The sequence below is a fragment of the Flavobacterium agricola genome (genome assembly GCF_025919725.1).
Classification (GTDB): Bacteria; Bacteroidota; Bacteroidia; order Flavobacteriales; family Flavobacteriaceae; genus Flavobacterium; species Flavobacterium agricola.
In genome coordinates, this window is record NZ_CP081495.1 from 1 (window position 1) to 12679 (window position 12679).

Annotated in this window: 5 protein-coding genes, 2 tRNA genes and 3 rRNA genes; 7 read left to right on the forward strand and 3 right to left on the reverse strand. The window is 38.9% G+C overall.

Going from position 1 to position 12679, the window contains the following annotated elements; all coding sequences use genetic code 11:
* The first annotated feature begins 394 nt into the window (after window positions 1-394).
* The 5 genes from K5I29_RS00005 (at window position 395) to rrf (ending at window position 5464) form a co-directional block, all read left to right on the forward strand.
* Window positions 395-1910 (forward strand): 16S ribosomal RNA (locus K5I29_RS00005).
* 79 nt (window positions 1911-1989) lie between these two features.
* Window positions 1990-2063: transfer RNA gene (locus K5I29_RS00010), tRNA-Ile, on the forward strand.
* Window positions 2064-2150: 87 nt separating this feature from the next.
* Window positions 2151-2224 (forward strand) — tRNA-Ala (locus tag K5I29_RS00015).
* A 126-nt stretch (window positions 2225-2350) separates the two neighbouring features.
* Window positions 2351-5232, forward strand: a 23S ribosomal RNA gene (locus K5I29_RS00020).
* A 122-nt stretch (window positions 5233-5354) separates the two neighbouring features.
* Window positions 5355-5464 (forward strand): 5S ribosomal RNA (gene rrf, locus K5I29_RS00025).
* Together the 16S, 23S and 5S rRNA genes with 2 tRNA genes alongside form the textbook arrangement of a ribosomal RNA operon.
* A gap of 191 nt (window positions 5465-5655) precedes the next feature.
* On the opposite strand, the gene rlmB is transcribed toward rrf, so the two are convergent.
* Genes rlmB through K5I29_RS00040 form a run of 3 tightly spaced genes read right to left on the reverse strand, consistent with a single transcriptional unit; the run spans window position 5656 to window position 11235 of the window.
* Entirely contained in the window at window positions 5656-6393 is a 738-nt protein-coding gene (gene rlmB, locus K5I29_RS00030; protein ID WP_264435141.1) for a 23S rRNA (guanosine(2251)-2'-O)-methyltransferase RlmB, read from the reverse strand.
* 60 nt (window positions 6394-6453) lie between these two features.
* Window positions 6454-8115: a SusD/RagB family nutrient-binding outer membrane lipoprotein gene (locus K5I29_RS00035; RefSeq protein WP_264433856.1), complete on the reverse strand. Its 1662-nt coding sequence runs from the start codon at window positions 8113-8115 to the stop codon at window positions 6454-6456.
* A gap of 12 nt (window positions 8116-8127) precedes the next feature.
* Window positions 8128-11235 carry a SusC/RagA family TonB-linked outer membrane protein gene (locus tag K5I29_RS00040; protein WP_264433857.1) on the reverse strand — a complete coding sequence of 1036 codons (3108 nt, stop codon included), beginning with the start codon at window positions 11233-11235 and terminating at the stop codon, window positions 8128-8130.
* 514 nt (window positions 11236-11749) lie between these two features.
* On the opposite strand from K5I29_RS00040, the gene rpsL reads away from it, so the two are divergent.
* The gene (gene rpsL / locus K5I29_RS00045; protein WP_264433858.1) at window positions 11750-12157 is read left to right on the forward strand and encodes a 30S ribosomal protein S12; all 408 of its coding nucleotides are present in this window, start codon (window positions 11750-11752) and stop codon (window positions 12155-12157) included.
* Between the two features lie 26 nt (window positions 12158-12183).
* A complete protein-coding gene (gene rpsG / locus K5I29_RS00050) occupies window positions 12184-12660 on the forward strand; it encodes a 30S ribosomal protein S7 (protein WP_264433859.1) in 477 nt (158 codons plus the stop codon).
* Window positions 12661-12679 lie beyond the last annotated feature (19 nt).

The following is a 12679-nucleotide window of genomic DNA, read 5'->3' on the forward strand; positions in this document are numbered from 1 at the left end:
AACCCTTCACAAAATGAACGTTTTAAAAAATAGTTTTTAAAAAGATGCATTTTTATTTGTTTGCGATAAAAAAAAGGTACTATCTTTGCCATCGCAAACAAGGATATATGCCTTGTTTTTTTATCTCAAGTTCATAAACCTATTGTAATCTTCAAAACGCTTTTAAAATCGGCTAAAACCGGTTAAAAAAGAAAAAAAAATATTTTTCTAAAAAAGTTTTGTAAGATTAAAAATAAGTTTTACTTTTGCACTCGCAACTGTGAAAAACACGGGATGCGTTAAAAAAGAAGTAACGATTACGTTCATTGATATATTGAATTGACAGCAAAAAAGTAAGAGAGTAATCTCGTATTAAAGAAAAAAAGACCTAGCAATCGTACAATAATAAAAATATACGATGAAGAGTTTGATCCTGGCTCAGGATGAACGCTAGCGGCAGGCCTAACACATGCAAGTCGAGGGGTAGAAGCAGCTTGCTGCTTTGAGACCGGCGCACGGGTGCGTAACGCGTATGCAACCTACCTTATACTAAGGAATAGCCCAGAGAAATTTGGATTAACGCCTTATGGTGTTTTAGATTGGCATCAATATAAGACTAAAGATTACGGTATAAGATGGGCATGCGTCCCATTAGTTAGTTGGTAAGGTAACGGCTTACCAAGACGATGATGGGTAGGGGTCCTGAGAGGGAGATCCCCCACACTGGTACTGAGACACGGACCAGACTCCTACGGGAGGCAGCAGTGAGGAATATTGGTCAATGGAGGCAACTCTGAACCAGCCATGCCGCGTGCAGGAATAAGGTCCTATGGATTGTAAACTGCTTTTGTATAGGAAGAAACCATCCCTTGCGAGGGGTCTTGACGGTACTATACGAATAAGGATCGGCTAACTCCGTGCCAGCAGCCGCGGTAATACGGAGGATTCGAGCGTTATCCGGAATCATTGGGTTTAAAGGGTCCGTAGGCGGCCTAGTAAGTCAGTGGTGAAAGTTTGCAGCTTAACTGTAAAATTGCCATTGAAACTGCTGGGCTTGAATTTTTGTGAAGTAACTAGAATATGTAGTGTAGCGGTGAAATGCATAGATATTACATGGAATACCAATTGCGAAGGCAGGTTACTAACAAAGTATTGACGCTGATGGACGAAAGCGTGGGTAGCGAACAGGATTAGATACCCTGGTAGTCCACGCCGTAAACGATGGATACTAGTTGTTCGGTTTTCGGACTGAGTGACTAAGCGAAAGTGATAAGTATCCCACCTGGGGAGTACGAACGCAAGTTTGAAACTCAAAGGAATTGACGGGGGCCCGCACAAGCGGTGGAGCATGTGGTTTAATTCGATGATACGCGAGGAACCTTACCAGGGCTTAAATGTAGATTGACGTATTTGGAAACAGATATTTCTTCGGACAATTTACAAGGTGCTGCATGGTTGTCGTCAGCTCGTGCCGTGAGGTGTCAGGTTAAGTCCTATAACGAGCGCAACCCCTGTCGTTAGTTGCCATCGAGTGATGTCGGGAACTCTAACGAGACTGCCAGTGTAAACTGCGAGGAAGGTGGGGATGACGTCAAATCATCACGGCCCTTACGTCCTGGGCCACACACGTGCTACAATGGCCGGTACAGTGAGCAGCCACTACGCGAGTAGGAGCGAATCTACAAAACCGGTCACAGTTCGGATCGGAGTCTGCAACTCGACTCCGTGAAGCTGGAATCGCTAGTAATCGGATATCAGCCATGATCCGGTGAATACGTTCCCGGGCCTTGTACACACCGCCCGTCAAGCCATGGAAGCTGGGGGTACCTGAAGTCGGTGACCGCAAGGAGCTGCCTAGGGTAAAACTAGTGACTGGGGCTAAGTCGTAACAAGGTAGCCGTACCGGAAGGTGCGGCTGGAACACCTCCTTTCTAGAGAAGTATTGATAGGTTCAACTTTATATTGAAATTACTCTCGCTGTTAGTTCAAAAATTTATAAGTAAAATACAGAGTCTCGTAGCTCAGCTGGTTAGAGTACTACACTGATAATGTAGGGGTCCCCAGTTCGAGTCTGGGCGGGACTACTATTTTGTTTATAGATAAAAAAAGGAAATTCTAGGGTTGGGTGTTGAGATACTATCAACAAGGATTCAACATTCACATAGAAGAATGGGGGATTAGCTCAGCTGGCTAGAGCGCCTGCCTTGCACGCAGGAGGCCATCGGTTCGACTCCGATATTCTCCACGATTTTAGATAAATATCTAAATAACCGTTCATTGACATATTGCAATAGAAAATACAAACAAAAAGTAGAAAGAAAAAAAAATAATTTTTTTACAGTAGAACGCAAGTTCTGTGTAGAAAACTCATACATAAGCAAATTAAGGGCGTATGGGGGATGCCTAGGCTCTCAGAGGCGATGAAGGACGTGATAAGCTGCGAAAAGCTACGGGGATTGGCACACACGAATAGATCCGTAGATATCCGAATGGGGCAACCTGTCTAGTTGAAGACTAGTCACATCGAAAGATGAGCAAACCCGCTGAACTGAAACATCTAAGTAGGCGGAGGAGAAGAAAACAAGAGTGATTCCGTAAGTAGTGGCGAGCGAACGCGGAACAGCCCAAACCAATATTGTTACGGCAATATTGGGGTTGTAGGACCACGATATTTTATGCAAAGCGAATTAGAATAACCTGGAAAGGTTAACCGAAGAGGGTGATAGTCTCGTATAAGTAAGCGATGTAATAGATAGTGGTATCCTGAGTAGGTCGGGGCACGTGAAACCCTGATTGAATTTGCCGGGACCATCCGGTAAGGCTAAATACTCCTGAGAGACCGATAGTGAACCAGTACCGTGAGGGAAAGGTGAAAAGAACCGTGAATAACGGAGTGAAATAGATCCTGAAACCATACGCTTACAAGCGGTCGGAGCCCTTTTATGGGGTGACGGCGTGCCTTTTGCATAATGAGCCTACGAGTTACCGTTGCTGGCAAGGATAAGCACTTTAGGTGTGGATCCGTAGCGAAAGCGAGTCTTAATAGGGCGCTTTAGTCAGTAGTGGTAGACGCGAAACCGTGTGATCTACCCATGGACAGGTTGAAGTTTAGGTAACACTAAATGGAGGACCGAACCCGTTGACGTTGAAAAGTCTTGGGATGATCTGTGGGTAGGGGTGAAAGGCCAATCAAACTCGGAAATAGCTCGTACTCCCCGAAATGCATTTAGGTGCAGCGCTGTTTTAGTTTATTAGAGGTAGAGCTACTGATTGGATGCGGGGGCTTCACCGCCTACCAATTCCTGACAAACTCCGAATGCTAATAAATGTTTTACAGCAGTGAGGGCATGGGTGCTAAGGTCCATGTCCGAGAGGGAAAGAACCCAGACCATCAGCTAAGGTCCCCAAATGTATACTAAGTTGAAAAAACGCGGTTTGTTTGCTTAGACAGCTAGGATGTTGGCTTGGAAGCAGCCATTCATTTAAAGAGTGCGTAACAGCTCACTAGTCGAGCGAACGAGCATGGATAATAATCGGGCATAAGTATACTACCGAAGCTATGGATTTGCGCTAAGCGCAAGTGGTAGGGGAGCATTCTAAACTGGGTTGAAGGTGTACTGTGAGGTATGCTGGACTGTTTAGAAAAGCAAATGTAGGCATAAGTAACGATAAGGAGGGCGAGAAACCCTCCCGCCGTAAGACTAAGGTTTCCTGAGCTATGCTAATCAGCTTAGGGTTAGTCGGGACCTAAGGCACACCCGAAGGGGGACGTCGATGGCCAACGGGTTAATATTCCCGTACTTCTAATAATTGTGATGGGGTGACGGAGTGATGAAAGCACCGCGGACTGACGGAATAGTTCGTTAAAGTACGTAACTATAGGACTTGTAGTAAAATGCGCAGGTCTTGGTGAAATACGATAGTACACAAAATCTTCGGATGGCGTGATAGTGTGCCTAAGGGCTTCCAAGAAAAACCTCTAAACATAGATTATTAGAACCCGTACCGTAAACCGACACAGGTAGTCGAGGAGAGTATCCTCAGGCGCTCGAGAGATTCATGGCTAAGGAATTAGGCAAAATAGACCTGTAACTTCGGGAGAAAGGTCGCCAGCAGCAATGCTGGCCGCAGTGAAAAGGTCCAGGCGACTGTTTATCAAAAACACAAGGCTTTGCAAAATCGTAAGATGACGTATAAGGTCTGACACCTGCCCGGTGCTGGAAGGTTAAGAGGAGATGTTATTCGCAAGAAGAAGCATTGAATTGAAGCCCCAGTAAACGGCGGCCGTAACTATAACGGTCCTAAGGTAGCGAAATTCCTTGTCGGGTAAGTTCCGACCTGCACGAATGGTGTAACGATCTGGACACTGTCTCAGCCATGAGCTCGGTGAAATTGTAGTAACGGTGAAGATGCCGTTTACCCGCAGTGGGACGAAAAGACCCTGTGCACCTTTACTATAGCTTAGTATTGTTCTTGGATAAGTGATGTGTAGGATAGGTGGGAGACTATGAAGTGGCGTCGCTAGGCGTTGTGGAGTCATTGTTGAAATACCACCCTTTGCTTATCTGAGGTCTAACTCTGCGTTGCAGAGGACATTGCTTGGTGGGTAGTTTGACTGGGGTGGTCGCCTCCAAAAGAGTAACGGAGGCTTCTAAAGGTTCCCTCAGTACGCTTGGTAACCGTGCGTAGAGTGCAATGGCATAAGGGAGCTTGACTGAGAGACATACAGGTCGATCAGGTACGAAAGTAGAGCATAGTGATCCGGTGGTTCCGCATGGAAGGGCCATCGCTCAAAGGATAAAAGGTACGCCGGGGATAACAGGCTGATCTCCCCCAAGAGCTCATATCGACGGGGGGGTTTGGCACCTCGATGTCGGCTCGTCACATCCTGGGGCTGGAGAAGGTCCCAAGGGTTGGGCTGTTCGCCCATTAAAGTGGCACGCGAGCTGGGTTCAGAACGTCGTGAGACAGTTCGGTCTCTATCTACTGTGGGCGTTAGAAATTTGCGTGGATCTGATTCTAGTACGAGAGGACCGAATTGGACTAACCTCTGGTGTATCAGTTGTGCCGCCAGGTGCATCGCTGAGTAGCTACGTTGGGCAGGGATAAGCGCTGAAAGCATATAAGCGCGAAACCCACCACAAGATTAGATTTCTTTAAAGGGTCGTTGTAGATGACAACGTTGATAGGCTATAGATGTAAAGGCAGTAATGTCATAGTCGAGTAGTACTAATAACCCGTAAGCTTATGTATTTGTCTCCTGCTGAAATTAAGTAGGCAGGAGGACTTCTTTCTAATAAAAGTAGAAGTGTTTGTAAATAAAAAAACTATTGTAATAGGGTCAACCATATATTGCTAGAGATAGCAAACCGATTTAAGGTGGTTATTGCAACGAGGCTCACCTCTTCCCATCCCGAACAGAGAAGTTAAGCTCGTTAGCGCAGATGGTACTGCATTTATGTGGGAGAGTATGTCGCTGCCTTTTTTTATAAGTCCGAATCAGAAATGGTTCGGACTTTTTTGTTTTATATTGGAAGTTATATTTTGCGTTAGGGATAGCAGCGATATCCTTTTATGTAACATAGTGGAATAAAATAAGCGGATAGCCCGACCCGAGCTATCCGCTTATTTTGTTTAATTATTTGCTATTTAAGCGAGGGTAACACGTTTATATTTTTATTTCAAACGTTGTCTTACTGCTTCGTATAAAAATGCGCCACAAGCCACAGAAACGTTTAATGAAGATATTGTTCCGTACATTGGTAATTTTGCTTTGTGATTTACCATTTTTAATACGGAAGGATTTACCCCTTTATCTTCCGATCCCATAATTATGGCAATGGGTTTATTAAAGTTTATATCGTAAATGTTATTGTCTGTTTTTTCTGTTGCAGCTACGGTTTGTATATCTGATGCTTCCAAGAAATAGACAGCGTCTTTAATATGATCTACTTTACAAATAGGTACATTAAACACAGCTCCTGTTGATGTTTTTACTGTATCTCCATTTACAGGTGCAGCACCTTGTTTTTGAATGATGATTCCATTTACACCGGTACATTCGGCAGTACGAATGATGGCTCCGAAATTACGAGCGTCAGATATTTGATCTAAAATTAAAAATAGGGGTGTTTTACCGCTTTCTAATACGGTTTCGACCAAGTCTTCTATCGTAACAAATTCGATAGGTGCAATGCTTGCTACTGCGCCTTGATGGTTGTTGGATGTTAGTTTGTTTAATTTTTCAACGGGTACGTATGAAAAGTTTATATTTTTTGATTTCATTACTTTAAAAAGCTCTTGCATTAATTCGCCTTTAGCTTCTTTTTGAATGAATACTTTATCTATATTTTTGCCTGCATTGATGGCTTCAATTATGGCACGGATTCCGAAAATTTGATCTTCTTTTTGCATGTTACAAATATAAAAAAAAAACCACTGCATTGCAGTGGTTTTAATTTTTGTATTGGAATTTTAGTTGTTATCCCAAATTAATTTATTGTTCATGGTGTCACCTCCTAAACGTGCAACAGCTTCTTCATAGTTAACTCTATTTAAAGTAGCTTCAGTATAAGGATATCTTACACGTGACGGTAAATCAGTAAATGCCCCGTTTATAGATATTGCTGACGGTGTAGGTTCAAACGTATATTCTGTCACCGTAGTGTTTCCTACTGGCGCTGGTGCTATTAATTGAACTACATCCCCAGGTTTAACTAAGAATTTAGGGAAACCTGTTCTTCTGTATTCTGCCCATGCCTCATACGGTTGCATAAATAAGGCAATATACTTTTGATTTAAAACACTTTCTTCACTAGCAGCAGGCAATGATGCCATGTAAGCTGCAGCAGCTGTTGATTCTACTCCCCATTGATCTAATGATGCTTGTACACCTTGCTCATAATCGGTTTGATTCCAACCATTAGCTTCTGCTAATAAAAACTTAACTTCTGCATAAGTCATAAAATATTCTGTATAATCTGCCTTTAAAATACTTTGACTATATGGTGACGCAGATGGTCTTTGGCTACCAGTTAAGCCACTAGGAATACCAAAAGGCATACCCTTATAATATTTATTAATCGTATCAATTGATGTTGAATATACAGGGTTATAACTTCTAGATAAAGCATCTCTTAGTATAGTACCTACTGGTGCCACTACTTGTTGTAACCTTGGGTCAACAACTGTCAGTCCTGAGTTTGGTAATGTACCTTTTAGTAAACTTACAAATGTGTTTGATACGGTATAATCATTTCTATTATCAACAAAGAATGCAATATAATTAGGTGCAGGGTTAATTGAATTATTTTCATAAGTTACTCCTGCTGAATCATCATTAGATTGCATTAAATCACCTGGATTTGCTGCAAGTTCGCTAATATGTTGCTGAGCTAAACCTGAAAGTGGGCTGTTTTTTAAACGAGTTGCAATACGTAAACGTAATGAATTAGCAAATTTTCTTAATTTTTGAACATCGTTGCCAAAAACATTTTCTCCAGTGTATGCTTCTTTTTTTATGAAAATGTATGGTACATCTGAATTAGCATCAATTTGTGCGACTGATTCTTCAAGTTCTTTTAATAAGTCAGCATAAATATCTTCTTGTTTTGCATATTTCGGACTTAAGTTATCAATATCTAATGCCTGAAAATCTGGATTAGAATTTCCATATGACCAATAAGGTACATCACCAAATGTATCAGCTAAATTTTGAAAAATATAAGCTAAGAATATTCTAGAAGCTGCAACTTGTATATCATTGTTTCCATAAACTGCTGATGCTACAACTGTTTCTGGGTCAGTGTTTAACTCAATTATTTTTTTGAAGTTGTTTGCTTGTTGATAGTACGCATTGAATATCGAAACTGCAGTGCCATCTCTATATTGGTAACGATCTTCTTCAGTATAATTTCTTTGTGCTGAATACTGTACCCATGGTAACGCCATTCTTGCTGTTCCAAATGAGCCTCTGATTGTTGTTCCAACTATTTGTTTTGTAGCATTATTGTAGATACCATAAGTAGGAACTGTTAATGGATTATTTGGATTTGTATTATCTTCCTCAAAACCCTCTGTACATGAGAAAAGAGATAAGCTTAAGAAAGCTAGTAATGTATATTTAATTATTTTCATGTCTTTTGAATTTTATAGTTTAATTTCTAGGTTAGCTCCGAAAGATCTAACTGAAGGTAATGAACCACCCTCTAAACCTTGAATATTACCACTACCGTATGAAGTGTTTTCAGGGTCCATTCCTTTCCAATCTAATCCCCAAGCAAATAAGTTTCTAGCATATGCAGAAATTCTTAATGCAGAGATTTTATTGTTAAAGTATTTTGCTGGGAATGAATAGCCTAAAGTAACTTCTCTTAATTTGATATAACTAGCGTCGAACACGTTTTGTGCATCTACGTTGTTATAATGATTTTGCGAATAATCATACCCACTAGTAACTACCGTATTAGGTTGCCCATCTGCTGTAACCCCAGGTAAAATAATACCGTTTTCACGAATACCATTAGCTGCAGATCCCTCTAACATACCTGAGTACATACCCCACATGTGTGATGTTGAAAAATAGTGACCACCTTTTTGAATATCTACTAAAGCACTTAATGTTATATTTTTGTACGTAAATGTGTTACGAATACCCATGTTGTAATCTGGAATAACAGAACCTAAAGCTTTTACTGTACTTGTAGGTTTATATAAGCCATTTTCTACTATTCTGTTACCGTTATCGTCATATGTGTAATCAGTACCGAAAATTTGTCCGTATGGCTGACCTACTTGCGCAACTAAAGATGCTCTAAAAGGTGCACTAGCAATTGTATAAGTTTCTGCTTGTCCTTCTAAAGACAATAATTTATTGTTGTTTTTTGAGAAGTTCCAAGTAATGTCCCAATTAAAGTTTTCTGTTCTTACTGGGTTTACAAATACAGTTGCTTCTAAACCTTTGTTTTCCATTTCTCCAATATTAAAATATTTATATTGGAATCCTGTAGCTCCTGTTATTTGTAAAGGCGTAATTAAATCTTTTGTTCTGTCTTGGTAGTAAGCTACATCAAAACCAAATCGGTTGTTAAAAAATTTCATTTCTAAACCTAATTCTTTACTTGTTTTAGTTTCAGGTTTTAGATCAGGATAATTCGCAGTTGCTGATTGACCGTAAGTTGGTATGCCTTGAAAAGGAGTTCCAATGTTATAGTAGTTTAATAATGAATATGGATCAGCTCCGTTGGATACTTGTGCCCATGATGCTCTAACTTTACCAAAACTTAGCCAATCTTGGTCCGTCATTAATTGTGAGAAAATAAAACTTCCTGATATGGATGGATAAACACCTGCTTTGTTTACTGTTGAGAAATAATCTTTTCTTACAGTACCTTCTAAAAATAAATAGCCTTTGTATCCAAAAGAAGCCATACCATACATACTGTTAATGGTTTGTACAGTTTCACTTTTTTCACTTCTTGAAGGGTTTACTGAGTTTGATAAATTATAAAAATCAGGAATAATTAAACCACCTGAGGTAAATCCTCTTAAAGATGACCCAGTATTTCTACGTTTGTTAACCCCTGCGAATGCATTTACACTGAAATCTCCAAAGTTTTTGTTGAAATGTAAACGTAATTCGTAATTAAATTCTGATCTTAAATATTTTGTTTCATCATAACTAGACATTGCTTGTGAACCTACTGCAACCCTATTACCGATTTTAAAATCATAATGGTCACCATATAGGTTGGCAACTGCAAAGAAGTTTTCGTTAAAATCGTATTGTAATTTTACGTTACCATACACACGGTGTCTTCTATCGCTAGATGTATTTTTGTTAATTACCCAATATGGGTTATCAGAATATGCTGGAGTCGCATCATCCCATGCTGTTCTGTTCCAAGTACGTTGTGAACCATCTGGATTGATGTAGCTTTTTAACGCACCATAATCTAATTGGCGTTGTCCCCATTGATAGAATTTTTGTGCTAATGAATTATCTCCGTACCCTTGTTCTGGTCTGTTAAAACCTTTTGTATCGGTATAGCTAATCATTGCGTCAAATTTTAACTTTTCTGTGATTTTTGCACCCCCATTTAATGAAAGCATATTTTTAGATAAGTTTGAATTTGGAACAATACCGTTAGTTAACTGATTTGTATATGATAAACGAATATTACTTTTATCTGTAGCATGTGATAATGCTGCAGAATTAGTTGTAGTTACTCCCGTGTTAAAAAATGATTTTACATCATTTTTAGGAGCAACCCAAGCTCTTTCTTTCATATATTGATCAGGGAAATTAGGATCGAATGCATCCCAAGCTAGGTACATTAAATTAGGATCGTATTTAGGTCCCCAGCTTTCATCTACAGAGTATTGGGCTAAATTATAAGTTTGACCATTAATAACCTGTTGGTCTAAGCCATATCCACCACCATATTCTCTTTGTAATTTAGGCATAATGTAAACCGTTTCTAAATCAACCCCTGTTTTAAAAGAAACTTCAGATTTACCTTTTTTAGCACTTTTGGTAGTGTACATAATAACCCCGTTTTGTGCTCTAGAACCATATAATGCAGCAGCAGCACCACCTTTTAATACAGTTACAGATTCAATATCTTCTGGGTTAATGTCTGCAGATGTATCTCCGTAATCTCTACCACCAGCTCCACGTTGTGTGTCTGAACTATTAAAGTTTGAGTTGTCGAATGGAATACCATCTACTACGATTAAAGGTTTGTTGTTACCTGTAATCGAGTTTATACCTCTAATCGTAATTCTGTTAGAACCACCCATAGAAGAAGGAGCTGTAACTTGCACCCCTGCAATGTTACCAGATAAACCAGTTAAAACGTTTGTTTGTCCTGAACTGTTTAATTCTTCTCCGCTAATTTGTTGTTGAGAATAACCTAATGCTTTCTTCTCTCTTTTAATACCTAAAGCTGTAACAACAACTTCGTCTAAAGTTCTGGTACTATCATCCAATGTAATTTGCATTGGCGCAGTCGTAGCAGGAAGTTCTTTTGACTCCATACCAATAAAGCTGAATACTAAAACTTGTCCATCTTTGGCATCAATTTCAAATTTACCATCAATGTTACTTTGTGTCCCATTTTGCGTTCCTTTTATAAGGACACTAACCCCTGGTAGAGGAAAACCACTTTCGTCAGTAACAACACCAGAAACTTGAGCAAAAGCGATGCTCGAGTATAAGGTCGTTACGAAAGTTAAATTTTTAATAAACCTGTTCATAAATACTAATTTTTTGTTAATGCTAATTTTAAGAAATTTTTAATATTAAACAAGTTTTCATTGTTTTTTTTACCTCAATGTTGATTTATTGTTATTATGGCATTTATTTAAGGTTAAATGTTATGATTTTTTTAAGAATTGTTACTTGTTTCCTTATTTGTTGTTTATTGTTCAAACAATTGGCTTTAACGTTAAAGTGTTTTTTTGTTAAATTTTGATTGATTTTATGACTCTTTCATTTTCAGATTGTTATTTTCGTCGAATTGAAAAATGTTGAAGTTTTTTTAACATTTATGCTTATTTGTTTTAAATGTTTGTAAGGAGTTAAAATGTGGTATATATATAATAGGTATAAATGTTTGATTTAATTCAACTTCGATATTACTTAGTTTATAATAAAAAAAATGTGAATATTTGAAAATTAATTAATTGTGATTTGTTTGTAAAATAAAAATAAGTATATTTGCAAACCCGAAAAAGCGGGAATTAATAACGTTAGTAATTTATAAACATTATGCCAACAATTCAACAATTAGTAAGAACAGGGAGAACCCAAATAGCTAAGAAGAGTAAATCGGCTGCTTTAGATTCTTGTCCTCAAAGAAGAGGGGTTTGTACGCGTGTTTACACTACTACACCAAAAAAACCAAACTCTGCAATGCGTAAAGTTGCGCGTGTACGTTTGACAAATGGTAATGAAGTGAATGCTTACATCCCAGGAGAAGGACATAACTTACAAGAGCACTCGATAGTATTAGTTAGAGGTGGTAGAGTTAAAGATTTACCTGGTGTGCGTTACCACATTGTTCGTGGAGCGTTAGATACTGCAGGAGTTGCAGGAAGAACACAACGTAGATCTAAGTATGGTGCAAAACGTCCAAAACCAGGACAAGCTCCAGCTACTACAGGTAAAAAGAAATAAGAATTAAACTCTTTTAAACAAAAGACATGAGAAAAAGACAGGCCAAAAAAAGACCTCTTTTACCAGATCCTAAGTTCAATGATCAGTTAGTTACACGTTTTGTTAATAACTTAATGTGGGACGGTAAAAAATCTACTGCTTTTAAAGTATTTTATGATGCTTTAGAGATTGTAGAAACTAAAAAACAAGATGCAGAAAAATCTTCATTAGAGATTTGGAAAGATGCATTGACAAATGTTATGCCACACGTAGAAGTTCGTTCTCGTCGTGTAGGTGGAGCTACATTTCAAATTCCTATGCAAATTCGTCCAGATAGAAAAATTTCTATGGCGATGAAATGGATGATTCTTTATGCTAGAAAAAGAAATGAGAAATCTATGGCTGGTAAATTAGCTTCTGAAATTTTAGCTGCTGCTAAAGAAGAAGGTGCGGCAGTTAAGAAAAGAATGGATACTCATAAAATGGCAGATGCTAATAAGGCATTCTCTCACTTTAGATTCTAATATATAAAGAACAACACAA